This is a genomic window from Streptomyces ambofaciens ATCC 23877, assembly GCF_001267885.1.
In the GTDB taxonomy this organism is placed as follows: Bacteria; Actinomycetota; Actinomycetes; order Streptomycetales; family Streptomycetaceae; genus Streptomyces; species Streptomyces ambofaciens.
The window spans coordinates 7,324,091-7,346,231 of the sequence record NZ_CP012382.1 but is presented as its reverse complement, the minus strand read 5'-3'; the positions used below and the strand labels follow the sequence as shown (position 1 = coordinate 7,346,231).

Below are 22,141 nucleotides of genomic sequence, written 5' to 3'. Positions count from 1 at the left end.
TGTGGCGCGGTCGCCGTGCGGCTATCGGACGCTCACTGCTCGTCGAAGTCGTCGGGGCGGACATGCGCCTCCTCCAGGGCTTCGCGCAGGGTCCGGCCGGTGCCTCCCGGCGGGCGGGGAGCGTCCTCCTCGCGCTGGTCGAGAACGTCGTCGGTGGTGTCGGTCTTCGGCCGGTTCTCTTCCGGGACGGTCATGACTGCCTCTCCTCGGGCCCGCTGTGACTGCTTACGGGCGGCGGGTTCCCGGAGAGCGCGGTGCTATCCCCCGCGGGTGCGGACACCGGTGCCGGGCGCCGCGGAATCCGGCCCGCACGTGCGGTGCGGCGGCCCGTGACGCCACCCTGCCGGACACGGGGGGTGAGCTATGTTGACCTCCGTGGGAGACAAAGGAGGCGCACCCGTGCCATCGCCGCAGCAGACACGCGCGCAGGCATCGGCGATCACCTCGGGACGGGCGGCGCCGGAGACGGAGGTCTCCGCCACGTCCCGGCTCAGGACGCTGTTCGACCGGCCCCGCCTCTCCCCGGGACAGCGGCGCATCGCGCAGTACCTCATCGAGCACCTCACCGAGGCGGCGTTCCTGTCGATCACCGACCTCGCCGACCGGGTGGGCGTGAGCCAGCCGTCGGTGACGCGGTTCGCCTCGGCGGTCGGTTTCAGCGGCTACCCGGCGCTGCGGGAGCGGCTCCAGTCGATCGCGCTGGGCGGTCGCGGCGGCGCCCCGGCCGAGGAGAACCGGGGCAACGAACTCCAGGCGGCCGTCGACGCCGAGATCGAGAACCTGGAGAACCTGCGGCGCGACTTCGCCGATGCCGACCGGGTGATCGACCTCGGCCGCAAGCTGGCCGCCTCGGCACCGCTGACCGTCCTCGGACTGCGCATCTCCGTGTCGCTCGCCGAGTACTTCGCCTACGCCGCCCGCCGCGTCCACCCCGACGTGCGCCTGGTGACGCGGGGCGGCAGCGTCGCCTACGACGCCCTGCTCCAGTCCCGGGAGGCCGGCGGCACCTGGGTGCTGGCCTTCTCCATGCCCCGGCACGCCCACGAGACGCTGGGTGCCGTCCGGGTGGCACGCGGCGCCGGACTCAAGGTGGCGCTGATCACCGACCTGGTGCTCGGTCCGCTGGTGGACGAGGCCGACGTCACCTTCGCGACCGGTACGGGGTCGCGTCTGGTCTTCGACTCCTACGCGGCGCCGGGGGTGATGTGCGCGGCTCTGCTCCAGGCCATGACGGACGCCGATCCCGAGCGCACGCAGGCCCGCCTGGAGGAGTACGAGCAGGTCGCCGACCAGCACCAGTTCTTCCTCCGGGACTGAACCGGCCCCTCTCCCGGCGCATCCGCGCGGCGATGGGTCGGTACGGACGGGACCTTCCGGGACAGAGCAGGCATGAATGTTTTCATACGTCTTGCAAAGCGGATGGCATATATAAATACTGCTCACGGATCGCGACCCGGCCGCCCCGGAGCGCGTCCGCACCTGCGCGAACACTCTGGGCCGCCGACTCCTACCCGCTCCGGCGCGCCGGGGGTGTTCCGTCGGGCATCGCCTGCGCGAGCGCCCGTGGCGGTCCCGGTCGTCCCCTGGACCGGGGCCGCCCCCACCCGTCGCCCCACCCGTCGACGCCGCACACGGAAGCGATGATCATGCCCCTGACGACCACGCGCCTCAGTCCGGACTGGCCCTGCCAGGTCAAGAGCCCCGGCAGCTACGACTGGGAGCGCTCGGCGGCCAAGTGGCTGCGCGAGCTGGTGCCGGCCCGCTACGCGGGGTATCCGGCGCTGATCCGCCACCCCGTACTGCTCGCCCGCCACGCGCAGATCCAGGTCCAGCACGAGGTCCGGGTGGCGCGCACCGCGCTGCAGACGGCCCGGGCCGACCTGCCCCGGCTCGGTCTGCCCGAGTCGGTCATCGAGCACACCATCAAGCTCTACGCGGCGGAGGTCCTTCAGTTGCAGCACATCGCGCGCAGCGTGCGGGCGGTCACCGAGGCGCTGGTCGAGCGGGGGGCCGCCGGGCGCTGACCCGACGGCGTCCTTTCGAGGCGCCGCCGAGCGCCTGCCGGCCGCGGTCGCGGACACGACCGGCGCGGTCGCGCCGCCGCCCCCGCCCGCCGCCGCGGGCACGCCTCAGTCCACGGGGTGGCCCGGCCGGATGGTGCGGGTGTCGGCGAGCCGGAGCGGCGGCGCGTCGGACGCCTCCCGGCCGCCCCACTCGACCGGGTCGAGGACGAAACCGACGTGGTCGCCTCCGGGGACCCGCCCCACGACGCGGCCCACGAACCACGCCTCGGCGTCCTCCAGCACGACGGCCCCGCCGTACCCCCGGCGCCAGCCCACCTGCCGGAACTTGTCCACCCGGTCACCCGTCCGGCCGCCGAAGAGCTCGGCCGTCGCCCGTCGGTCGCGGGCCAGCAGGTGGACGGCCAGGACATCGGCGGACCGCGCCACCCGGTAGGTCCGGTTCACCTCGGAGAGCCACACGACGAAGCGCACGGGATCGAGGGAGCACTGCGAGGAGAAGCCGACCAGACAGCCCGCCCGCTCCCCGTCCGCCTCGGCCGTCACCACACACATCTCCGGGTCGAGCCGGGCGAGGAACGTGTCCATGGCGGTCATGCTAGGGCCTGTCGGCCCGGGCGGTCCCGGCCGCGAGCAGGCGCCGCAGGGCGGCCCGCAGCGCGGTGACGAACGCGTCGCGGGCCGGCTCGTCGAGGGCGTCCAGGGACAGATACGGATTCAGGTCCTCCAGCTCGACCAGGAGCAGCTCACCGCCGGGGGCCCGGCAGGCGTCGACGCGCTGGATGCCGTGCTCGACGCCGTTCCACTCGATGAACCGCCGCGCGAACGCCAGGTCCCGCTCGCTCGCGTCGTACGGCTCCAGCTGCCAGCGCCGGTCGGGACGCGGCGCGTACAGGGCGTACTGGAAGTCGTGGTCGACGAAGTAGAAGGAGATCTCGTGGGCGAAGTCGACGCGCGGCTGGACGAGGAGGTCCCCGCCACCGGCGCGCACCGCCTCTTCGACGCGGTCCGCGGCCACGAACCGCAGCCCCGCCGAGTCCGCGCCGAGCCGGGGCTTGACGACGTACTCGTCCGCCGGGGGCAGCAGGTGGAGGTCCTCGGACCTGCCGACGGTGGGGATGACCGGGTAGCCCGCGGCGGTGAGGTCGATCAGGTACTGCTTGCCGGCCATGTCCGCCCGGCCGGTGAGCTGGTTGTAGACGCGGGTGCCGCGCTCGGCCGCGCGTCGGCGGAAGGCGTCGTACGCCTCCTGATGCCCCAGTACGGGACCGCTGTTGCGGACGACGAGGGCATCGAAGGCGTCCAGCAGCGCCGCCGCCTCCCCCGGGTGGCACAGGGCCAGATCGAAGTCCTCGCGCAGCCGCGAGGTCAGGAAGATGTCCTCGTCGCAGTAGCGCCGCCCGCGGGCCTCATAGGACAGGTCGGTGACGTACAGGAGGCGGGGTCGGGCGGACGGCATGCGGAACTCCTCGAGGGCTGACGGGAAACGATCGTATGCGACCGGCACGACCGAGCGCGCGGAGCACTCAGTTCCCCCCTTCGGCTGCACTGAGTGCCATGCACCTCGGTGAGCTGCTACTTTCCCCTCCATGAGTTCCAGCAGCGCGGCACCCCGCCGCGGGGACCGGGCGGACGCGGCGGGCACTCGGCCGCCGATGCGGGAGGCATTGGTCTCGGCGGCCTTCCGGCTGTTCCTGGAGCGGGGCTACGAACAGACGACCGTCGACGACATCGTCGCGCTCGCCGGTGTCGGACGACGGTCGTTCTTCCGCTACTTCCCGTCCAAGGAGGACGTGGTCTTCCCCGACCACGAGCGGTGCCTGGCCGACATGACGGCCTTCCTCGCCGCCTCCCCGGGCGAGGCCGACCCGGTGCGGCGGGTCTGCGACGCGGCCCGGCTCGTGCTGCGCATGTACGCCGAGAACCCGGCCTTCTCGGTGCAGCGTTACCACCTCACCAAGAAGGTGCCGGGACTGCGCGCGTACGAGCTCTCGGTGGTGTGGCGCTACGAGCGCGCCCTCGCCGAGTACCTGCGCGGGCGCCTGGGAGGGCTGCCGGACGGCACCCTGCGGGCCGACGTGATCGCGGCCGCGGTGGTCGCGGCGCACAACAACGCCCTGCGCTCCTGGCTGCGTTCACAGGGCCGGGACGACGCGGGCGCCGCGGTGGACCACGCGCTGCGGTACGCGCAGTCCACCTTCGGCGACGTGCCCGCCGCGTCCCCGGCCGGGGTGACGGACGACGTCGTGGTCGTCGTCGCACGGCGGGGGGCGCCGCTGTGGCAGGTCGTACGGGAGGTCGAGACCGCGTTCGCCCGCGAGGGAGGGGACGGCTGACGGTGCGGGCAATCGAGGGTACGGAGTGCCTTTACGCCTGGCACTGAGTGCCATACCCTGTGGGCGTGCACGGCGGCACGGCGACCGTGCACACGCGTGCCCGGTCGACCGCGCACGCGGGATTCCGGCCCGAGTGCAGGGAGTTGCAGCGTGTACCACCACTCAGGAAACGTCGCCCAGCAGGCAGCCGGCTCCGCGACGGGCCTGCTCGACCCCGAGGCGCCGGGCACCGAGGCCATCGTCTTCCAGCGCTGCACCTGGTGCGGCACGACCATGTACCACCGGGTGCTGTGCCCGGTCTGCCGCGGCAGTGACCTGCGCACGGAGCGCAGCGAGGGCGCGGGGACGGTGCGGCACGCCACGGTGGTGCACCGCAACACCCCCGCCGCGCGCAACGTCTCCCTGATCGAGATGGCCGAGGGCTTCGTGCTGCGCGGCCGCGTCATGGGGCCGCTCATCGGCATCCACAGCGGCGACCGGGTGCGGTTGTCCACGGCCAAGGACCCCGTGCGGGGCGAACCGGTCTTCCAGCTGGTCGACGAGCCGTACCGCGCCTGGACCTGAGTACCGGTCAGGGCGTGGGGGTGATCCTGATTCCCAGGGTGCCGTCCAGGCCCCGGCGCAGCCGGCTGCCGAACAGGGTGAGCCGGCCGACGACGCCGTACTTGCGGGCGATGAGCCGGCGGTAGCGGCCGGTGGTGGCCGGGTCGCAGATCTCCGCCGTCGCCGGGACCTGTTCGCCGGTCGCCCTGCCGCGCACGTCGCAGGGGCCGATCAGGACGTCCGCGCGGTTGCGGACCCGCTTGACCTTCCAGGAGTCGGCCGCCGTCCAGACGCCCAGCGCGTCCCCGTCGCGTACGACCCACACCGGGGTGGCGACCGGGGTGCCGTTCTTCCGGTAGGTGGTGACCAGCAGGTACTTGCCGGCGCCGAGCCGGTCCAGTGAGGCGTCGTCCATGATCCGGCAGTCTAGGCGCGAACCCCCGTGCGCCGCGGGTCCGTGTCCGCTCGTCTCAGCCCAGGGCGGCCGTCATCCTCCGTACCGCCTCCGTGATCACCTCCGGCGAGGCCGCCAGGTTGAGGCGCACGTGCCCCGCACCGCCGGCGCCGAAGGGGATGCCGGAGCTGAGGGCCACCCGGCCCCGGCGCAGGAAGACCTCCGCCGGGTCGTCGCCGAGGCCGAGCGCGCGGCAGTCGAGCCAGGCGAGGAAGGTCGCCTCGCCGGCGTGGTGGACCACGCCGGGCAGGTGCTCGGCCAGCAGGGCGGTGAGCAGCCGCCGGTTCTCGTCCAGTCCGGCGAGCACCGCGTCCAGCCAGTCGGTGCCGTCGCGCAGGGCGGCGGTGTGGGCGAGGACGCCGACATGGCTCGGTCCGTGACCGACCTCCTCGGGCATCCGGGCCAGGTCGGCGGCGGCGCCCGGTCCGGCCAGGGCGAGCGCCGCCTTGAGCCCGGCCAGGTTCCAGCCCTTGGACGCCGACATCAGCGAGAGGCCCCGCTCGGCGCCGGGCACGCTCAGGTACGGCACGAACCGCGCGCTCGCGGTGACGACCGGCGCGTGGATCTCGTCGGCGACGACCCGCACGCCGTACCGCTCCGCGAGGGCGGCGACGGCGGCCAGCTCGCCGGCGGTGTGCACGGTGCCGGTCGGGTTGTGCGGGCTGCACAGCAGGTGGGCGGCGCGCCCGCCGTCGGCGACGGCCCGCCGGTACGCCTCCTCCAGCACGCCGAGGTCGATCCGCAGGTCCGCGCCGAGCGGTGCTTCGAGGATCCGCCGGTCCATGTGCTCCACGAACTGGTAGAACGGCGGGTACACCGGCGGGTTCACGATCACCGGGTCGCCGGGCCCGGTGACCAGTCGGAGCATCTCGACGACGCCCAGCATCACGTCCGGCACGATCGCGGTGCGTTCCACGGCGAGGCCGTCCCAGCCCCACCGCTCGCCCGCGAAGGCGGCCAGGGCCTCGGCATAGTCGGTGCCGGCGGGATAGCCGGTGTCGCCGAGTTCCATGGCGTCGGTGACGGCGCGTACGACGGGTTCGGCGAGCGGCACGTCCATCTCGGCCACCCACAGCGGCAGCACGTCCGCGGGGTAGGTGCGCCACTTCATGCTCGTACGGCGGCGCAGCCGGTCGAGGGTGAGCGCGCGCAGGGGGTTTCGTTCACCGGGCGGAGGCTGCGGGATGCTGGTCATGGGGCTCAAGATAGGGGGCCGCGGGGAACGGCGCGCCCGTCGGCCGGACGAGACCTCCGGGCCGGTGAACACGGGCGCGCCCGGCCCCGTATGGGAGGAGGGCGCTCGACGTCCGGAGGCCCCCGCGGCGGCGACGCCGCGTGGTCGGGTTCGGGAGCGCATGCATGAGGCACGCACGACGACGCATCGTCCGGCGAGTGGCACGGCTGGCGGCCGTCGGGGGACTCCTGCTCGGGGGGACGATGGTCACCCGGGCCGTCGCGAGCGAACCACCCGGCCCGCCCACCGGGCCGCACGCGACGGTGCGGGTGGCGTCCGGCACCGGGGCCGGGCTCGTGTCACGGCTGGGCACCTCCCGGACCGCGGGCCACTGGCTCGACGCCGACGGGCGGCCCGTCGTCGCGGTCACCGACGGCGGCACGGCCGAGGAGGTGCGGCGGGCCGGCGCCGAGCCGAAGGTCGTACGGCACAGCATGTCCGAGCTGAGGTCGGCGGCCTCCACGCTGCGTTCGGCTCCGCGGGTGCCCGGGACGGCCTGGGCGTTCGACTACCGGGCGAACGAGGTGGTGGTACGGGGTGACAGCACGGTCTCCGCGGGCGACTGGTCGCGCCTGACGGGTGTGGCGGAGGGCATCGGGGACTTCGTCCGCATGGAGCGCACCGAGGGGGAGTTCACCACACGCCTCAACGGTGCGGAACCGATCCGCTCCACGGCGGGGCGCTGCTCGGCGGGCTTCAACGTGACCGACGGACGGAGCGAGTTCATCCTGACGGCCGGTCACTGCGGGCCGACCGGGTCCGTCTGGTTCGGCGACGGCGGCGGTGACCAGGTCGGCGAGACGGTCGCCGGGAGCTTCCCCGGGGACGACTTCTCCCTGGTGGAGTACGCGGACGGCAAGGCGGGCGACGGCGCCGACGTGGTGGCGGTCGGGGACGGGAAGGGCGTACGGATCACGGGCCTGGGTGAACCGGCCGTGGGACAGCGCGTGTTCCGCAGCGGCAGCACCAGCGGGTTGCGCGACGGCCGGGTGACCGCGCTCGACGCGACGGTCAACTACCCGGAGGGCACGGTGACCGGCCTCATCGAGACCGACGTGTGTGCCGAACCCGGGGACAGCGGGGGGCCGATGTTCTCCGAGGGCCTCGCGCTCGGCGTGACGTCGGGCGGCAGCGGCGACTGCGCCAAGGGGGGTACGACCTTCTTCCAGCCGCTGCCGGACGCCATGGCGTCGCTCGGCGTCCGGCTGCTCGTCTCGGCGCAGGAGGGGGCGGCGCCGGGGGCAGTGCCCTCCTCGCCGGCCGCCACCGGTGGCGGTGGGGGCGCCCCGGGCGCCGCGGCACCGGGAGCCTCGGCGCCCGTGGCGGGTGTCGACGGCTCGACGCTGCTCGCCCGGCTCACCGACCGCCGGAACGTCGGTCCCGGCCTGCTCGTCGTCGCGGGCAGCGTGGTCGCCCTGGTGGCCACCCGGTGGATCCGCGCGGAACAGGACCGCAAAGCCTATCGACGGCACTACTCGGCGACGTGGGGGTGACCCGCGGTCCGGTCCCCGGTGCGGGCGGACGGCCGCGCGGGACGACCGCTTCGCCGGCGGGGTCAGCCCAGTGTCAGCAGCACCGTCGCCGCCGCCGCCCCGATCAGGCCCACGGCCTGCCGCCGGTCGACCCGTTCGTGGAGGAGGGCGACTCCCAGGACGACGGGGAGCGCGGGGTACAGGGAGGCCAGGACGACGGCGACGGACAGCAACTGCCGCTGGGCGGCGAGGAGATACAGGACCAGGCCGAGGGCGGCTCCGGCGCCGATCAGCAGCGCCTCGGCGGAGCTGCGCGGCGGCAGCCGCAGCCGCCCGGTGTGCCGCAGCGCACCGGGGAGCAGAAGGAGCACCGCGGCCACGCGGCCCGCCGCGACGGGCCACAGGCCGCTCTCGGGGCCCGCCTGGCCGAGGGCCAGGTACTGGACGGCGACACCCGCGCTGGCGAGCAGCCCGTCGGTGACGGCCTCGCCCGGACCCGTACCGCCGCCGGAGACGAGCCAGAGCGCGGGCACGGTGACGACGATCCCCACCCAGGCGAGGGCGCCCGGGCGGTCACCGAGGACGAGTACGCCGCACAGGACGGAGAGCGCGACCCCTGTGACGGCGCTCACGGGCACGACCACGCTCATCGCGCCGCGGCTCAGGCCCCGGTTGAGGAAGTGCATGGCGGCGCCGCTGCCCACGCCGGACAGGGCGCCCCACAGCAGGTCCGCGAGGCGGACGTCGTGAGTGGTCATGAGGAGGGCGGCCACGACGGCGAGGGCGAGCCCGCCGACCTGGCCCAGGAAGGCGACGGCGGCGAAGTGGACGCGCCGGGACAGCAGGCCGCCGGCGAAGTCGACGACGCCGTAGCAGACGGCCGAGGCCAGCGCGAGAAGGGCACCCATCCGATGGAGGTGCCCCGGGTCGGTGATCCGATGCGCCGAGGAGGGTCAGGCGCCGGTCAGGCGGCCCGCACCGGGTCCGGGGCCGCGGCGGCCCACTCCAGGACGAGCCGCTGGTACTCCGCGCGCTGCTCGACGCTCAGTGTCCCGCCCGACCGGAGCCACAGGGCCCGGATCTCCTCGTTGACCTCGGCAGCCGATCGCTCGGAGGAAGGTTCAACAGTGGTGGACATGCTGTGAAGCATACGGCGCCGGGCGTGAAGACGATGTGAGTAATCGCGAGCCAAACGGACATAACGGACCGTGTTACTGATCACGTCGATCTCCCCATCTGTCAAGACCTCGGGGCGAGTTCGTTCCCGGCGACTGTGTCCTGCCGCACACGGCCCCCGATCCAGGCCGTACCCGGCCCCGCATCACTTCTCGGCCCCCACGAAGACGGTGTGTCGTTCGCCACGACGACCGGGAGCCCGGTGCGCTCCTCGACGAGTGTGGCCGACGGCACACCGCCTCACCCCGGGAAAGCCGCGGCCGGGCCGGAGATCCCGGACTTCGCGGACGCGCCCGGCCGTGACACGGCGGCGCGGGCCGGGCGCCCCGGTCGGTCAGGTGCCCGGCTTGCGGCCGTACACGAAGACGTCATCGCCCTTCTTCAGCAGCGACCAGTACTTCTTGGCGTCGGTCTTCGTCATGTTGACGCAGCCGTGGGAGCCCGGCGGGTTCCACATGCTGACGCCGGCCGAGTGGAACGCCTGGCCCCCGTCGAAGAACTGGCTGTAGGGCATCGGCACGTCGTAGATGGTCGAGTGGTGGTCGATGTTGCGCCAGTAGACCTTCTTGAGCCCGGTGCGCGTCTCGTGGCCGTTGCGCCCGGTGCGGACCGGGACCGGTCCGTAGACGAGCTTCTTGCCGTCCTGGACCCAGCTCAGCTGGAGGGTGAGGTCCACGCAGGCGATGCGGCCCTTGTTGACCGGGCACTTGCCCGACTTGTTGGGAGTCTTGCCGACGGCCTTCTGCTTCTGCATCAGGTTCATGACGCCCCAGGTGACGGGGCCCGCGTAGCCGATGTTCGGCGTGATGCCGTGCTTGGTCTGGAAGGCGCGGATCGCCTTGCAGTCGGCGGTGGACTGCTTGCCGTCGGCCGGGCGGCCGAGGAACTTCTCCACCTTCTTCTGGTACGGGCCGGTCTGCGTGGTGCAGCTCGCCGCCTGGGCCGGCGCGGCGCCCAGGACGAGTGTGAGCGGTGCCACCAGCGCGGTGACCCCGAGTGCGACGGCACCCCGTCTGCGTATGTCCCCCATGGCGGTCAGCCTTTCGCGTCGAAGCGGTGGAAGCGGGCGGAAGGTCGCCCGTGGTGCGATTCCCGCCTGGTAGACCGACGTCGGGCGGCTTCGGTTGCCCGCCACGGCCGCGTCGGTACGAAACGGTGACAAACACGACCGGGTCCCCGGGGCTCCGGCGGGCTCGGTCAGTCCGTGTCGTGCCGTTCTTGGAGCGCCTGCCGGAACCCGGTGTTGACGGCGGTCAGACCGCCGTCGACCACCAGCGTGGTGCCGGTGATCCAGGACGCGTCGCGCGAGGCGAGGAAGGCGACGGCTGCGGCGATGTCGTCGGGTTCGCCGACCCGGCCCAGCGGGTACAGCCGGCGCACCGCCGCCAGTTCCTCGTCCCGGCCCTCCCAGGCCGTGGTGCGCACGGTGCCCGGCGTCACGAGGTTGACGCGGACGCCGCGCGGGGCGGCGTGGCCGGCGAGGGTGCGGGTCAGCGAGGCGAGACCGGCCTTGGCCGCGCTGTAGGCGTGGTTGCCGAAGTCCTGGACGCCGTTGACCGAGCCGATGCTCACGATCGCACCGCGCCCGGAGGCCGCCAGGTGCGGGAGCGCCGCCCGGCAGCAGCGGTAGGCACCGGTGAGGGTGACGTCGAGGTCGCGGGCCCAGGCCTCGTCCGGTTCGTCCTCGAAGAGCGGGGCGTCGGGCGTGCACGCGTAGGCGTTGTTGACCAGCACGTCCAGGGTGCCGAAGGTGGCCACGGCATGGGCCACGGCCGCCTCGACGGACACCCGGTCACCCACGTCGCAGGCGAACGCCTCGGCGGTGAGCCCCCGTTCCGTCAGCTCCCCCGCCGTCCGCCGCGCCGCGCCCAGGTCCACGTCGGTCACCAGCACCCTCGCCCCCTCGGTGGCGAGCCGGCGGGCGGTGGCCGCGCCGATCCCCCGGGCCGCCCCCGTGACGAGTACGCCGTGGTCCCCGAAACGCCGTGTGTCCGTCATGCGCCCGACCGTACTGCCCTGCCGATCGGCCGGGCGGATACCGTGCGTCCATGTCCGCGTTCCTGCAGCAACTCCCCGCTCTGCTCGGCGTCGTCATCGGCGCGCTCGGTTCGTACCTCGCCGTGGTCCGCAGCGACGGCGCCCGCTTCCGCCGGGAGACCGCTGCGCGCTGGGAGGAGCGGCGGCTCGCCGTCTACGCCGACTACGCGCGGACGCTGAAGGCCTCCGTCACGCTGACGTACCGGATCGCGGCCCACCTCGGCAACGACCCCCACCCGCACCCCCTGTCTCCCCAGGAGGCCGCTTCGGCACAGGCGGAGGCCACGTTCGCCCGGGACCCCGCCGGCGAGGCCCTGCTCCTGCTGGGCAGTGCGGAGGTGGTGGAGAAGGCGCGGGCCTGGTTCGTGACGGTGATGGAGATGGAGCGTTTCCTGCGCGAGGAGACGCACGACCCGCAGGCCTGGCAGGTGCTGCTGGAGCGGCAGCGTGCCGGGCGCGAGGGCTACTACACGGCCGTGCGCCGGGACCTGGCCCTGCCGCCGGGGCACCCGGCCCGGTGGCCGCTCCCGCCCGTCAGCGGTAACCGGTGACGTCGGCCGGCTTGTCGGCGTCCTGGACCTCGACGACGTAGCGCCAGGCGTCCGGACGGCTGCCGTCGAGGTCGGTGAATCCGTACTCCTGGGCGAGGCCCCCGCTGGAGAGGGACCGGCCGTTGAAGCGCGCCACGTCCGGGTCGGCGGCGAGGGCCGTGACGGCGCGGCCGACGTAGCGGGGCGTCTCGGAGATGGCGAAGTGCGGGACGCGGTCCAGGGCGTCGCGCCAGTTCTCCTCGCGCACGCCGAAGTGGTCGAGCATGATCTCGGAGCGCAGCCAGCCCGGCGTCAGCGCGACGGCCGTGGCACCGCGCGGTCCCAGTTCGTGGCCGAGGGCGAAGGCCATGCGCAGGACGGACGTCTTGGCGAGGTCGTAGAAGAAGGAGACGCGGTAGTGGTCGCGGTTGTAGTCGTCGGTGCCGTCGGTGACCTCGACGACCAGCCCGCCGGGGTGGCGCAGCAGCAGCGGCAGCGCGTGGTGGCTGGTGACGGCGTGGGTCTCGACCGCCAGCCGCAGGAGCCTGAGTCCGTTGTCGAGATCGTGCTCCCAGACGGGGCTGTCCCACGCGAAGAGGTTCTCACCGCCCCAGATGTCGTTGACCAGGACGTCGAGCCGGTTCTGCTCGCGGGCCACCCGATCGACGAGCACGGCGACCTGCGCCGGGTCCAGGTGGTCGGTGGGTACGGCGATGCCGTGGCCGCCGGCCTCGGTGACCAGGTCGGCGGTGTCCTCGATGGTCTCGGGGCGGTCGTACTCCGAACGCCGGGCCCGGGTGCTGCGGCCGGTGACGTAGACGGTGGCCCCGGCCGCGCCCAGTTCGACGGCGATGCCGCGTCCGGCGCCCCGGGTCGCCCCGGCGACCAGTGCGACCTTGCCTTCCAGTGACCGTGACATGTCCGGCCTCCCGTTTCTTCTCGTACCCGTGCCGCGCGAGCGGTCTCGTGATCGAGGGTGCCGTGGAAGCCGGACATCTTCTGTCACCTTTTACGCGTGTCCCCTACTTACCCGGAGACCGGGGGTCAGTGCCCGCGTGCGATCCACTCCTCCAGGTGCGGTGCCTCGGCGCCGACGGTGGTCGGGTCGCCGTGGCCGGTGAGGACCTTCGTCGCGGGCGGGAGCACGAGCAACCGGTCGCGGATCGAGTCGATGATGGTCGGGAAGTGGGAGTACGAGCGTCCGGTGGCGCCGGGGCCGCCCTGGAAGAGGGTGTCGCCGGTGAACACGGCGCCCAGGCCCGGGTCGTACAGGCAGACCGCGCCGGGGGCGTGCCCGGGGGTGTGCAGGACGGTGAGGTCGGCACCGGCGGCCTCGATGACCTGCTCGTCGGAGAGCCAGGCATCGGGGTTCCGGTCGGGGTGGGTCTGCTGCCACAGCGGCAGGTCGTCCCGGTGCAGCCAGATGGTGGCGCCGGTGCGTTCGGCCAGCGCGGGCGCGGCGTTGACGTGGTCGTTGTGGGCGTGGGTGCACACGATGGCGGTGAGCCGTCGGTCCCCGACGGCCTCCGCGATGGCGTCGGCGTCGTGGGCGGCGTCGATGACGACCACCTCGTGGTCGTCGCCGACGAGCCAGACGTTGTTGTCGACGTCCCAGGTGCCGCCGTCGAGGCTGAACTGTCCGGAGGTGACGAGGCGTTCGACGCGGGCGGCCATCACAGCACCACCACCGAACGCAGCACGTCACCGGCGTGCATCCGCTCGAAGGCCTGTTCCACCTCGTCGAGCCGGATGGTCTCCGTGACGAACTTGTCCAGGTCCAGCCGGCCCTGCAGATGGAGGTCGACGAGCATCGGGAAGTCCCGGGAGGGCAGGCAGTCCCCGTACCAGGACGACTTCAGCGACCCGCCGCGCCCGAAGACGTCCAGCAGGGGCAGTTCCAGCTTCATCTCGGGTGTCGGTACGCCGACGAGGACGACGGTGCCGGCCAGGTCGCGGGCGTAGAAGGCCTGCCGGTACGTCTCCGGGCGGCCGACCGCCTCGATGACGACGTCGGCGCCGAAGCCGCCGGTCAGTTCGCGGATCGCCTCGACGGGGTCGGTCTCGCGCGAGTTGACGGTGTGGGTGGCGCCCATGCCCCGGGCGGTCTCCAGTTTGCGGTCGTCGATGTCCACGGCGATGACCTTCGCGGCCCCGGCCAGGTGGGAACCGGCGATCGCCGCGTCACCGACGCCGCCGCAGCCGATGACGGCGACCGTGTCGCCGCGGCCGACGTTCCCGGTGTTGATCGCGGCGCCGATGCCCGCCATCACCCCGCAGCCCAGCAGTCCGGCGGCCTGCGCCGGGACGGCCGGATCGACCTTGGTGCACTGCCCGGCGGCGACCAGCGTCTTCTCGGCGAAGGCGCCGATACCGAGGGCCGGGGAGAGTTCCTGGCCGGTCGAGGCGAGGGTCATCCTCTGCTCGGCGTTGTGCGTGTCGAAGCAGTACCAGGGCCGGCCGCGCAGACAGGCCCGGCACTTTCCGCACACGGCACGCCAGTTGAGGATGACGAAGTCGCCGGGGGCCACGTCGGTGACGCCGGCGCCGACCGACTCCACGACGCCCGCCGCCTCGTGTCCGAGCAGGAAGGGGAACTCGTCGCTGATGCCGCCCTGTTTGTAGTGCAGGTCGGTGTGGCACACCCCGCAGGCCTGGATACTGACCACGGCCTCGCCCGGGCCGGGGTCGGGCACGACGATCGTCTCGATCCGCACCGGCTCGTCCTTGCCCGGTGCGATCACGCCGCGTACTTCCTGCGCCATGGTCCTTGAACTCCTTCTTCGGCCGATCCCGTTCCGTCCGACCCTACGCGCAACCGGTCGGCGAGGGGCGCCGCGACGGCGTACGCGCGCACGTCGAGCCCGCGGCGGCCGACCCGCGCGGACGCCTCCGGACGCGGGAGAGGGCCGCCCGTCGCCGGGCGGCCCTCGACGGCGAACGGGTGCGGCCGTCAGCCCAGGGCGGGGAGGACGCCGAACACCGGGGAGACCAGGCCGGTGACCTGCTGGAGCTGCTGGAGGTCCTGGAGGCGGTGCAGCTGCTGGGAGGGCCGCGGCAGCTGGGCCCGGTCCTCGGCGGGCATGTCGCCCACCGCGAGCGTGTCCAGCGTCTTCAGCACACTGAGCTTGTCGGCGGCCGGAGCGCCCCCGTCGGCCGCGCTCGCCATGGGCGCGGCGAGGCCGGTGACACCGGCGGCGAGCCCGACAGCGGCGACGATACGTCGTGTTGAGATCATGCCCGGAGCAACGCCGGCGGGCCGGTGGCGGACACGGGCGGGTGATCCCGCTCACCCGTCAGGACCAGTGCCCCGGCCGCGTTGCCGCGGGCGCCCGGACGGAGGAGGCTCAAAGGAGGGGGCCCGGCGGCCCGTCCTCCCTTTCGCGGGCCGCGGACTGCGGAGGAGGTCGTCATGGGTACCCATGCAAGCCCCGGTTTCGACGTCGAAGCCCTGCGCAGGGGCATCGAAGGTGAGACGGCGGCGCCCCTGGTGTCGCTCTACGCGCCGGACGCCGAGGTCCGCATCGTCGACCGGTACGACCAGCCCAGCCGCCCCAAGGTCCTGCACGGCCGGGACGAGATCGCGGAGATGCTCGGCGACGTCTACGACCGCGACATGACGCACCGACTGGCGCGTTGTGTCGTGCAGGGCGACCAGGTCGCCTTCACCGAGGAGTGCACGTACCCGGACGGCGTGCGGGTACTCGCGGAGTCGATGCTGTCGCTGCGGGACGGCGAGATAGTCGAGCAGACCACCGTCCAGGCCTGGGACGAGTAGCCGGGCCCGTCGACACGTCCGGCCGCTGTACCCCGCTCACGGCGTCGTCGGCCGTGACGCCGTACGCGGGGCGTTCGGGCTGGTCCGCGGTGGGCGTGGCGTTCGGGCCGAGAACGGCAGCGGTGGCCGGACCCACGGTCGGCACACGGGCACATGCCCGGCTCCTGGCCCGGCGGCCGCACCCGTGCCGGATCATCGCCTCGGCGGTTGTGAGCGCCTACCGTCTCGGCAGCCGGTGGAGCTCGACGTGCCGGAGCCGGCCGTCGGCGACCTCGGCCGTCATGTACGTGCAGTACGGCTGCCGTCGCCGGTCGGTCGGCGACCCCGGGTTGAGCAGGCGCAGACCGGTCTCGGCGGTGGTGTCCCAGGGGATGTGGCTGTGCCCGAAGACCAGCGCGTCGAGGTCCGGGAAGCGGGCGGCGCAGCGTGCCTCGCGGCCCTGGGCGGCGCCGGTCTCGTGGACCACGCCGAGGCGCAGGCCCCCGAGCGCGACGCGGGCCACCTCGGGCAGCCGCGCCCGCAGGCCGGGGCCGTCGTTGTTGCCGTACACGCCGACGAGTCTTTTGCTGCGGTTCTCCAGCAGGTCGAGGGTGTCGGTGTCGACCCAGTCGCCCGCGTGTACGACGACGTCGGCGTGCGGGATCTCCGCCAGCAGCCGCGCGGGCAGCTCCTTCGCCCGCTTCGGCAGGTGGGTGTCGGACATGAGCAGCAGGCGCACGCCTCCAGCTTAGGTGCGGGCGGGTGCCGGGGCCCTCCGCGGCAATGACCAGGCAAAACTGTGCAGCCTGAACTGGACAGTCCTCCCTGTCGGTTTTACGGTGAACGGCATGGACGCGCATGCCGCCGGACGCGGTTTTGGCCCCGGTGCCGCCGGCCCCGGAGAGGACGTCTCCGACACCGCCGCCCGCGCCGCACACGAGCTGCGCGTGGTCTTCAGCCGGTTGCGGCGCCGCATCCGGGAGGTCGCCCGGGACGAGGACCTCACACCGTCCCAGGTGTCGGCGCTCACGCTGGTCGGCAAGGACGGCGCGGCGACCGCGAGCGCGCTGGCGTCCGCCGAGGGCGTGCGCCCGCAGTCGATGGCGGCGACGCTGGCCGCCCTGGACCGGCACGGTCTGATCCGTCGCAGCCCCGACCCCGAGGACGGCCGCCGGCAACTGGTCACGCTCACCGAGGCCGGCCGCGCCCGTTTGGAGGGCGACCGGCAGGTCCGCGAGGAGTGGCTGGCCCGCGCCTTCCAGGACCGGTGCACCGAGGAGGAGCGGGACACGGTCCTGCGCGCGCTCGTCCTGCTGGACCGGCTCACCCGGCCGGATCCCGGCGCTTCCCGTACCACCTGAAAGGCACCATCTCATGGCAGTCACCTCCCTCGACCCCCGCACCGCCCTCGTCGTGATCGACCTCCAGGCCGGCATCGTCGCCGCGCCCACCGCTCCCCACGGCGGCGCGGAGGTCGTCGCCCGCAGCGCCGAGCTGGCCGAGGCGTTCCGCGCCCGGGAACTGCCCGTGGTCCTGGTGCGGGTCTCCTTCGCCGCCGACGGGGCGGACGCCGTGCCCGGCCGTACGGAGACCGGTGGCGCCGGTGGCACCCGGCCCGAGGGCTGGGACGTCGTCGTCGACGAACTCGCCGGTCACCCCGGCGACCTCACCGTCACCAAGCGCAACTGGGGTGCCTTCCACGGCACCGGTCTCGACGTCCAGCTGCGCCGCCGCGGGGTCACCCAGATCGTGCTCACCGGCATCGCCACCAGCATCGGCGTGGAGTCGACCGCCCGCGCCGCGCACGAGCACGGCTACCACGTCACGCTCGCCACCGACGCCATGAGCGACATGGACCCCGAGGCGCACCGCAACAGCGTCGAGCGGATCTTCCCGCGCCTCGGCGAGACGGGTACCACGGCCGAGATCCTTGAACTGCTGGCCAAGACGCACCGCTGACCCGCCGGGAGGCCGCCCGCCGACGCGAGCGGGCCGGGCGCCGACACCGGTGCCGGCCGTCGAGCACGAGCGGACGGTCGGGTCAGGCGGGGTCCGTCCGCTCCGGGGCCGTCCGCTCTGAGCCCGGCACCGCGTGGTCGGGGATCCGTGGTCGCCGCTCCCAGTCGGCACGCCGCTGGAGCGGCTCCCACCAGGCCCGGTTGTCCCGGTACCAGGCGACGGTCCCCTCCAGTCCGGTCGTGAAGTCGTGGCGGGGCCGGTAGCCCAGCTCGTCCCGCGCCTTGCTCCAGTCCACCGAGTAGCGCAGGTCGTGGCCCTTGCGGTCCTCGACGTGCGCGACCCGGTCCCAGCCGGCGCCGCAGGCGTCGAGGAGCAGGCCGGTGAGGTCGCGGTTGCTCAGTTCGGTGCCGCCGCCGAGGTTGTAGACCTCACCGGCCCGGCCCCGGGTCCGCACGAGGTCGACGCCCCGGCAGTGGTCGTCGACGTGCAGCCAGTCGCGGACGTTGCGCCCGTCGCCGTACAAGGGGACCTTCCGGCCGTCGAGGAGGCGGGTGACGAACAGCGGTACCAGTTTCTCGGGAAACTGGTACGGGCCGTAGTTGTTGGAGCACCGGGTCACCCGTACGTCCAGGCCGTGGGTGCGGTGGTGGGCGAGGGCCAGCAGGTCGCCCGAGGCCTTCGAGGCGGAGTACGGGGAGCTCGGCCGCAGCGGGTGCTCCTCGGTCGCCGAGCCGGAGTCGACGGAGCCGTAGACCTCGTCGGTGGAGACGTGCACGAAGGGGCCCACCCCGTGGCGCAGCGCCGCGTCCAGCAGGGTCTGGGTGCCGACGACGTTGGTGAGGACGAAGCCGGCGGCGGCGTCGATCGAGCGGTCCACGTGGGACTCCGCGGCGAAGTGCACGACCTGGTCGGTCCCGGCCATCAGCTTGTCGACGAGGGCGGCGTCGCGGATGTCGCCGTGCACGAAGTCCAGCCGGGGGTGGCCGAGGGGCAGGTTCTCCGGGGTGCCGGCGTAGGTGAGGCTGTCCAGCACCGTGATCCGCGGCGGCTCGGGCGCGTCGGAGGCGAGGAGTGTGCGGACGTACCGGGAGCCGATGAATCCGGCGGCGCCGGTGACCAGGAGGTTCATGAACGGTTCTGTGCCTTGCTGCGGTCGGACGGGAGTCGGTCTGACGGACCGCCGACGTTACCTGCCCGCCCCTCGGCGGACCCGGTCCGGTCCGGACGCGCACCGCGCCGGCCCCATGGCCGGCGCGCTGGGCAGGTGCCACCGCCCGAGGGGCGTGGTCAGTCCTCGCCCCTGACGATGTTCGACTCCTGGCCCGATCGCGGTGCGCGAGCGGCACCGTCGTCCTCGACGGCCGGTATCCAGGTGCGCACGGCGACCCGGCTTCTGAGCCGTCGCGCCTTCGACCACCCCGTCTCCTGGCGACGGACGACGGGTTTGTCGCCGGTTTCCGTGGTCATGGGTGCATCATCTTCCTTCTGTGTCGGAGGCCGTCGCCCTGCGGGTCCCCGGGCGTGCCCCGGTGAAACACCGGTCGCCCGCGCCCCGGGAGGCCGCCTACGCGGGAGCGCCGCGCAGGGAGATCTCGCTCCACACCTGCTTGCCCCCGCTGACCGGGAGCGTCCCCCAGGTCGCCGACATCGCCTCGACCAGGAGGATGCCCCGCCCGCCGGTGGCCTCCCAGCCGATGCTGGTCGGTTTGACGGGCGTACGGGGTGAGGCGTCGGCGACCGCGACGCGCAGCCTGCCGTTGATCAGGGTCAGGTCGAGCCTGACCTGGCCGTCGGTGTGCACCAGGGCGTTGGTGACCAGCTCGGAGACGATGAGCAGGACGCCGTCGATGTCGTCGTCCGACACACCCCAGGAGCGCAGTACGCGCCGGGTGAAGCGGCGGGCGTGCCGCACCGCCTCGGGCAGCCGCCACACCGACCAGCTCTCCCGCAGGGGGCGTACGGCCATGCCGTCGTAGCGCACCAGCAGCAGCGCCACGTCGTCGCTGCGGCGGGCGTTGCCGAGCAGGGCGTCGGCGACGAGCCCGAGGTGGGCGGGGTCGGACACGGCCAGGGCGTGCGCGAAGCGGTCCATGCCCTCGTCGATGTCGGAGTCCGCGGACTCCACGAGCCCGTCCGTGGTGAGGGCGATCAGCGTGCCGGGCCGCACCGGCAAGGGGCTCATCGGGAAGTCGGCCTGCGTCACCACGCCCAGCGGCGGGCCGCCCTCCGCCTCCGCGATCTCCGTCGTGCCGTCGGAGTGGCGCAGCACCGGCGGGGGATGCCCGGCCCGGACGCACCAGGCCGAGCCCTCCTCCATGTCGAGGTCGACGTAGACGCAGGTGGCGAAGAGGTCGGTCTCCATGTCCATGAGCAGCCGGTTGGCGTGGGAGACCACCACGTCCGGCGGATGGCCCTCGACGGCGTAGGCGCGCAGGGCGGTACGCATCTGACCCATGAGGGTGGCCGCGGCGGCACTGTGACCCTGTACGTCGCCGATGACGAGGGCGACATGGTGGTCGGGCAGCGGGATCACGTCGTACCAGTCGCCGCCCAGCTCCAGTCCGGCCGTGCTGGGCAGGTAGCGGGCGACGGCGACCGCGCCGGGCAGCTTCGGCAGGCGGCGCGGCAGCAGCTGGCGCTGGAGCATGCCGACCAGTTCGTGCTCGGCGTCGAAGGCGTGGGCGCGCATCAGTGCCTGTCCGGCGAGGCCGGCGGAGGCGGTGAGCAGGGCGCGTTCGTCGGGGCCGAAGTCGTGCGGGGTGTCCCAGCCGATCAGGCAGGCGCCGGCCATGCGGCCGCCGGCGGGCAGTGGCAGGACGGCCAGGCCCCCGGGGCCGACGTCGGCGAGGGCCGGCTCCAGCTCGCCGGTGCCGGCGGGCCAGATCCTGGCACGGCCCTCGCGCAGCGCGGCGGCGAGGGTGGGCATGGCCCGTACCGGCGCGTCGGGCCACTCGGTGCGCCACTCCAGCCGCCACAGCTCGGGCCAGGACTCGGGCTCGGGCGGGTCGAGGACGGTGACGACGAGACGGTCGTTCTCCAGCTCGGCCAGCGCGATCCGGTCGGCGCGCAGCGGCCTGCGCAGGGCGGCGACCACGGCCTGGCTGACGTCGCGGACGGTGCCCGCGGTGGCCAGCGCGGCGGCCAGCCGCTGGACGCGGGCCACGTCGGTCACGTCCGGGCGCAGGGTGGAGGCGTCCACGACGGTGCCGGCGAGACGGGCCGGACGGCCCTCGCCCCCGGGCAGCAGGCGTCCGCTCAGTCGCAGCCACTTCGGCGGGCCGGAGGGCTGGAGCACCCGGAACTCCAGCTCGCGTTCGCCGATGGACATGTGGTCGGCCTCCGTGACCGACATCAGCGAGGGCAGGTCCTCGGGCACGGTCAGGCCGAGCAGCGTCTCGACCTTGCCGTCGAACTCGCCGGGCGCGAGGCCGAACAGGCGCAGGATGTCGTCGCCGACCTCGACCCGGCCGGTGTCCATGGCGAGGGTGAAGGCCCCGGGCTCCAGCTCCCCGCCCTCGGCGGCCACGGCCGGGGCGGGGCAGGGGACGGCCTCGGCGACCAGTTCCAGGCAGGCCCGGTCCTCGGCGTCGAAACCCTCCGGGCGTTCGGTCAGGGCGAGCAGGCACCCGCCGTCGTTCCCATGGATGGGCAGGGCGGCGAGGGAGAAGCCGCTCGACGGCACGTGCCGCGACTCCGCCGATCCGGCGAACTCCTCGGGGCCGAGCCAGACCGGCGTGCCGCCGCGGTGGGCGTCGGCGACCGGGGAGCCCCCGGCCGCGGGGTAGCCGTCGCGCACGCCGTACAGGGTGCGCGGCACACCGGCCGAATCGGCCAGGCACAGCAGCTCACGGTTGCCGCCGGGCGTGTAGAGGGCGGCGAAGGAGGCGCCCGCGAAGACCAGCGCCTGTTCGAGGACACGGCGCAGCCGCTCCCCCGTGTCCGGGCCGGAGGCGATGGCCTTCAGGGCACCCTCGGCGCGCAGCGTCCTCGCTCCGCGTTCCACAGCGCCCTCACCGACCACGCCGCCATTACAGCGCTTATAGGACATCAACGCAGCCCCTGTGCGCCGGAAACCGGAGATTCAGGGCGCGGAAGGGCCTCCCGGGCGCCTACCGGACCGCAGCGCGGTGGAGCCCTGGGACCGCGGCGCCACCCGAGAGGCGGGACGAGGGCGGGCGCCGGAGCAGGCGGCAGGCGGTGAGGGCCGCGCCCGGACCGTACGGCGCCGTGCCGGCGGTGGGAGGCGCCGGGGCGCGCCGCGCGTGAGCGCGTGAGGGGAGGACCGGGCGCCCCGCGCGTGGTGGGAGGTTACGGGGCGGCGCCGCACGTGAGGGGAGGTGACGGGGCGGCGCCGCACGTGAGGGGAGGTGACGGGGCGGCGCCGCGCGTGAGGGGAGGTGTCGGGGCGGCGCCGCGCATGGGGGGCGGAGGTGTCGGGGCAGCTCCCTGCCCGCGCCCGAACCTGCCGGGGCGACACCGTGCCCGCAGTCGGGCGCGTGCCAGGGCGGCTCCGCGTGCCCGGATGCGCGGAGCGGTCCTCTGCCCGTGCCTGGACGCGCGAGGTGACTCCCCTGCCCGCTCGCGGACCTGCCGGGGCGGTGCTCGCCGTGCGCGGCGGGCCTTCG

General features: G+C 73.8%; 26 protein-coding genes. 9 read left to right on the top strand and 17 right to left on the bottom strand.

Annotated features, from left to right (window positions below):
- Positions 1-32: 32 nt before the first annotated feature.
- Entirely contained in the window at positions 33-194 is a 162-nt protein-coding gene (locus SAM23877_RS40380; protein ID WP_167355248.1) for a hypothetical protein, read from the bottom strand.
- A gap of 205 nt (positions 195-399) precedes the next feature.
- On the opposite strand from SAM23877_RS40380, the gene SAM23877_RS32305 reads away from it, so the two are divergent.
- Both SAM23877_RS32305 and SAM23877_RS32300 read left to right on the top strand, forming a co-directional pair.
- Positions 400-1,317: a MurR/RpiR family transcriptional regulator gene (locus SAM23877_RS32305; RefSeq protein ID WP_053140939.1), complete on the top strand. Its 918-nt coding sequence runs from the start codon at positions 400-402 to the stop codon at positions 1,315-1,317.
- A 323-nt stretch (positions 1,318-1,640) separates the two neighbouring features.
- The gene (locus SAM23877_RS32300; RefSeq protein ID WP_174532268.1) at positions 1,641-2,024 is read left to right on the top strand and encodes a hypothetical protein; all 384 of its coding nucleotides are present in this window, start codon (positions 1,641-1,643) and stop codon (positions 2,022-2,024) included.
- A 105-nt stretch (positions 2,025-2,129) separates the two neighbouring features.
- On the opposite strand, the gene SAM23877_RS32295 is transcribed toward SAM23877_RS32300, so the two are convergent.
- Together SAM23877_RS32295 and SAM23877_RS32290 are read right to left on the bottom strand one after the other, a co-directional pair.
- Positions 2,130-2,618, bottom strand: coding sequence for a flavin reductase family protein (locus tag SAM23877_RS32295; RefSeq protein WP_053140938.1), 489 nt, complete (start codon positions 2,616-2,618; stop codon positions 2,130-2,132).
- A 1-nt stretch (position 2,619) separates the two neighbouring features.
- Positions 2,620-3,480, bottom strand: coding sequence for an ATP-grasp domain-containing protein (locus tag SAM23877_RS32290; RefSeq protein ID WP_053140936.1), 861 nt, complete (start codon positions 3,478-3,480; stop codon positions 2,620-2,622).
- 130 nt (positions 3,481-3,610) lie between these two features.
- Here SAM23877_RS32290 and SAM23877_RS32285 point away from each other — a divergent pair, with 130 nt between their 5' ends.
- Positions 3,611-4,357: a TetR family transcriptional regulator gene (locus SAM23877_RS32285; protein WP_053140934.1), complete on the top strand. Its 747-nt coding sequence runs from the start codon at positions 3,611-3,613 to the stop codon at positions 4,355-4,357.
- Between the two features lie 150 nt (positions 4,358-4,507).
- Entirely contained in the window at positions 4,508-4,921 is a 414-nt protein-coding gene (locus tag SAM23877_RS32280) for a Zn-ribbon domain-containing OB-fold protein (RefSeq protein ID WP_053140932.1), read from the top strand.
- A gap of 7 nt (positions 4,922-4,928) precedes the next feature.
- Here the strand turns inward: SAM23877_RS32280 and SAM23877_RS32275 are convergent, their stop codons facing one another.
- Together SAM23877_RS32275 and SAM23877_RS32270 are read right to left on the bottom strand one after the other, a co-directional pair.
- On the bottom strand, positions 4,929-5,315 hold the full coding sequence (locus SAM23877_RS32275; RefSeq protein ID WP_053140930.1) for a PPOX class F420-dependent oxidoreductase: 387 nt from the start codon (positions 5,313-5,315) through the stop codon (positions 4,929-4,931).
- Positions 5,316-5,370: 55 nt separating this feature from the next.
- Entirely contained in the window at positions 5,371-6,549 is a 1,179-nt protein-coding gene (locus SAM23877_RS32270; RefSeq protein ID WP_053140928.1) for a MalY/PatB family protein, read from the bottom strand.
- Positions 6,550-6,713: 164 nt separating this feature from the next.
- Between SAM23877_RS32270 and SAM23877_RS32265 the strand changes: the two genes are divergently transcribed.
- Positions 6,714-8,081: a S1 family peptidase gene (locus SAM23877_RS32265; protein ID WP_053140927.1), complete on the top strand. Its 1,368-nt coding sequence runs from the start codon at positions 6,714-6,716 to the stop codon at positions 8,079-8,081.
- Positions 8,082-8,143: 62 nt separating this feature from the next.
- Here SAM23877_RS32265 and SAM23877_RS32260 read toward each other — a convergent pair whose 3' ends face one another.
- The 4 genes from SAM23877_RS32260 to SAM23877_RS32245 all read right to left on the bottom strand — a co-directional run bounded on the left by SAM23877_RS32260 (position 8,144) and on the right by SAM23877_RS32245 (position 11,234).
- Positions 8,144-8,968 (bottom strand): DMT family transporter, encoded by an 825-nt coding sequence (locus SAM23877_RS32260; protein ID WP_053140925.1) that lies wholly within the window; start codon positions 8,966-8,968, stop codon positions 8,144-8,146.
- Positions 8,969-9,024: 56 nt separating this feature from the next.
- Positions 9,025-9,210, bottom strand: coding sequence for a hypothetical protein (locus SAM23877_RS32255; RefSeq protein WP_053140922.1), 186 nt, complete (start codon positions 9,208-9,210; stop codon positions 9,025-9,027).
- A 360-nt stretch (positions 9,211-9,570) separates the two neighbouring features.
- Positions 9,571-10,266: a L,D-transpeptidase family protein gene (locus SAM23877_RS32250; protein ID WP_053140919.1), complete on the bottom strand. Its 696-nt coding sequence runs from the start codon at positions 10,264-10,266 to the stop codon at positions 9,571-9,573.
- A gap of 167 nt (positions 10,267-10,433) precedes the next feature.
- Positions 10,434-11,234 carry an SDR family NAD(P)-dependent oxidoreductase gene (locus tag SAM23877_RS32245; RefSeq protein WP_053140918.1) on the bottom strand — a complete coding sequence of 267 codons (801 nt, stop codon included), beginning with the start codon at positions 11,232-11,234 and terminating at the stop codon, positions 10,434-10,436.
- A gap of 50 nt (positions 11,235-11,284) precedes the next feature.
- Between SAM23877_RS32245 and SAM23877_RS32240 the strand changes: the two genes are divergently transcribed.
- Positions 11,285-11,824, top strand: a complete 540-nt coding sequence (locus tag SAM23877_RS32240) for a hypothetical protein (protein WP_053140916.1) — start codon at positions 11,285-11,287, stop codon at positions 11,822-11,824.
- Here the strand turns inward: SAM23877_RS32240 and SAM23877_RS32235 are convergent.
- The 4 genes from SAM23877_RS32235 to SAM23877_RS32220 form a co-directional block, all read right to left on the bottom strand.
- A complete protein-coding gene (locus tag SAM23877_RS32235) occupies positions 11,808-12,722 on the bottom strand; it encodes an SDR family oxidoreductase (protein WP_053140914.1) in 915 nt (304 codons plus the stop codon). The genes SAM23877_RS32240 and SAM23877_RS32235 overlap by 17 nt on opposite strands.
- 125 nt (positions 12,723-12,847) lie before the next feature.
- Positions 12,848-13,477 carry an MBL fold metallo-hydrolase gene (locus SAM23877_RS32230; protein ID WP_053140912.1) on the bottom strand — a complete coding sequence of 210 codons (630 nt, stop codon included), beginning with the start codon at positions 13,475-13,477 and terminating at the stop codon, positions 12,848-12,850.
- A complete protein-coding gene (locus SAM23877_RS32225; RefSeq protein ID WP_053140910.1) occupies positions 13,477-14,565 on the bottom strand; it encodes an S-(hydroxymethyl)mycothiol dehydrogenase in 1,089 nt (362 codons plus the stop codon). Before SAM23877_RS32225 ends, SAM23877_RS32230 begins: the two co-directional genes overlap by 1 nt.
- Before the next feature lie 188 nt (positions 14,566-14,753).
- Positions 14,754-15,038, bottom strand: coding sequence for a hypothetical protein (locus tag SAM23877_RS32220; RefSeq protein ID WP_053140907.1), 285 nt, complete (start codon positions 15,036-15,038; stop codon positions 14,754-14,756).
- Positions 15,039-15,212: 174 nt separating this feature from the next.
- Here SAM23877_RS32220 and SAM23877_RS32215 point away from each other — a divergent pair, with 174 nt between their 5' ends.
- Positions 15,213-15,578 (top strand): nuclear transport factor 2 family protein, encoded by a 366-nt coding sequence (locus SAM23877_RS32215; RefSeq protein WP_053140904.1) that lies wholly within the window; start codon positions 15,213-15,215, stop codon positions 15,576-15,578.
- 217 nt (positions 15,579-15,795) lie between these two features.
- Here the strand turns inward: SAM23877_RS32215 and SAM23877_RS32210 are convergent, their stop codons facing one another.
- Positions 15,796-16,296 (bottom strand): metallophosphoesterase family protein, encoded by a 501-nt coding sequence (locus SAM23877_RS32210; RefSeq protein ID WP_053140901.1) that lies wholly within the window; start codon positions 16,294-16,296, stop codon positions 15,796-15,798.
- Between the two features lie 109 nt (positions 16,297-16,405).
- On the opposite strand from SAM23877_RS32210, the gene SAM23877_RS32205 reads away from it, so the two are divergent.
- A complete protein-coding gene (locus SAM23877_RS32205; protein WP_053140898.1) occupies positions 16,406-16,918 on the top strand; it encodes a MarR family winged helix-turn-helix transcriptional regulator in 513 nt (170 codons plus the stop codon).
- Between the two features lie 13 nt (positions 16,919-16,931).
- The gene (locus SAM23877_RS32200) at positions 16,932-17,516 is read left to right on the top strand and encodes a hydrolase (protein WP_053140893.1); all 585 of its coding nucleotides are present in this window, start codon (positions 16,932-16,934) and stop codon (positions 17,514-17,516) included.
- An 82-nt stretch (positions 17,517-17,598) separates the two neighbouring features.
- On the opposite strand, the gene rfbB is transcribed toward SAM23877_RS32200, so the two are convergent.
- From rfbB to SAM23877_RS32185, 3 genes are all read right to left on the bottom strand, one after another.
- Positions 17,599-18,645, bottom strand: a complete 1,047-nt coding sequence (gene rfbB / locus SAM23877_RS32195; RefSeq protein WP_079030566.1) for a dTDP-glucose 4,6-dehydratase — start codon at positions 18,643-18,645, stop codon at positions 17,599-17,601.
- Positions 18,646-18,803: 158 nt separating this feature from the next.
- Positions 18,804-18,983, bottom strand: coding sequence for a hypothetical protein (locus SAM23877_RS32190; protein ID WP_053140890.1), 180 nt, complete (start codon positions 18,981-18,983; stop codon positions 18,804-18,806).
- A 97-nt stretch (positions 18,984-19,080) separates the two neighbouring features.
- Entirely contained in the window at positions 19,081-21,564 is a 2,484-nt protein-coding gene (locus SAM23877_RS32185; protein ID WP_053140887.1) for a SpoIIE family protein phosphatase, read from the bottom strand.
- Positions 21,565-22,141 lie beyond the last annotated feature (577 nt).

Bases quoted from the DNA above. Each gene is read 5' to 3' on its own strand.
- SAM23877_RS32190 (WP_053140890.1), bottom strand. From the start codon at position 18,983: ATGACCACGGAAACCGGCGACAAACCCGTCGTCCGTCGCCAGGAGACG.
- SAM23877_RS32295 (WP_053140938.1), bottom strand. From the start codon at position 2,618: ATGACCGCCATGGACACGTTCCTCGCCCGGCTCGACCCGGAGATGTGT.
- SAM23877_RS32245 (WP_053140918.1), bottom strand. From the start codon at position 11,234: ATGACGGACACACGGCGTTTCGGGGACCACGGCGTACTCGTCACGGGG.
- rfbB (WP_079030566.1), bottom strand. From the start codon at position 18,645: ATGAACCTCCTGGTCACCGGCGCCGCCGGATTCATCGGCTCCCGGTAC.
- SAM23877_RS32260 (WP_053140925.1), bottom strand. From the start codon at position 8,968: ATGGGTGCCCTTCTCGCGCTGGCCTCGGCCGTCTGCTACGGCGTCGTC.
- SAM23877_RS32290 (WP_053140936.1), bottom strand. From the start codon at position 3,480: ATGCCGTCCGCCCGACCCCGCCTCCTGTACGTCACCGACCTGTCCTAT.
- SAM23877_RS40380 (WP_167355248.1), bottom strand. From the start codon at position 194: ATGACCGTCCCGGAAGAGAACCGGCCGAAGACCGACACCACCGACGAC.
- SAM23877_RS32300 (WP_174532268.1), top strand. From the start codon at position 1,641: ATGATCATGCCCCTGACGACCACGCGCCTCAGTCCGGACTGGCCCTGC.
- SAM23877_RS32220 (WP_053140907.1), bottom strand. From the start codon at position 15,038: ATGATCTCAACACGACGTATCGTCGCCGCTGTCGGGCTCGCCGCCGGT.
- SAM23877_RS32275 (WP_053140930.1), bottom strand. From the start codon at position 5,315: ATGGACGACGCCTCACTGGACCGGCTCGGCGCCGGCAAGTACCTGCTG.
- SAM23877_RS32230 (WP_053140912.1), bottom strand. From the start codon at position 13,477: ATGGCCGCCCGCGTCGAACGCCTCGTCACCTCCGGACAGTTCAGCCTC.
- SAM23877_RS32250 (WP_053140919.1), bottom strand. From the start codon at position 10,266: ATGGGGGACATACGCAGACGGGGTGCCGTCGCACTCGGGGTCACCGCG.
- SAM23877_RS32200 (WP_053140893.1), top strand. From the start codon at position 16,932: ATGGCAGTCACCTCCCTCGACCCCCGCACCGCCCTCGTCGTGATCGAC.
- SAM23877_RS32240 (WP_053140916.1), top strand. From the start codon at position 11,285: ATGTCCGCGTTCCTGCAGCAACTCCCCGCTCTGCTCGGCGTCGTCATC.
- SAM23877_RS32185 (WP_053140887.1), bottom strand. From the start codon at position 21,564: ATGTCCTATAAGCGCTGTAATGGCGGCGTGGTCGGTGAGGGCGCTGTG.
- SAM23877_RS32225 (WP_053140910.1), bottom strand. From the start codon at position 14,565: ATGGCGCAGGAAGTACGCGGCGTGATCGCACCGGGCAAGGACGAGCCG.
- SAM23877_RS32235 (WP_053140914.1), bottom strand. From the start codon at position 12,722: ATGTCACGGTCACTGGAAGGCAAGGTCGCACTGGTCGCCGGGGCGACC.
- SAM23877_RS32285 (WP_053140934.1), top strand. From the start codon at position 3,611: ATGAGTTCCAGCAGCGCGGCACCCCGCCGCGGGGACCGGGCGGACGCG.
- SAM23877_RS32205 (WP_053140898.1), top strand. From the start codon at position 16,406: ATGGACGCGCATGCCGCCGGACGCGGTTTTGGCCCCGGTGCCGCCGGC.
- SAM23877_RS32255 (WP_053140922.1), bottom strand. From the start codon at position 9,210: ATGCTTCACAGCATGTCCACCACTGTTGAACCTTCCTCCGAGCGATCG.
- SAM23877_RS32270 (WP_053140928.1), bottom strand. From the start codon at position 6,549: ATGACCAGCATCCCGCAGCCTCCGCCCGGTGAACGAAACCCCCTGCGC.
- SAM23877_RS32215 (WP_053140904.1), top strand. From the start codon at position 15,213: ATGGGTACCCATGCAAGCCCCGGTTTCGACGTCGAAGCCCTGCGCAGG.
- SAM23877_RS32265 (WP_053140927.1), top strand. From the start codon at position 6,714: ATGAGGCACGCACGACGACGCATCGTCCGGCGAGTGGCACGGCTGGCG.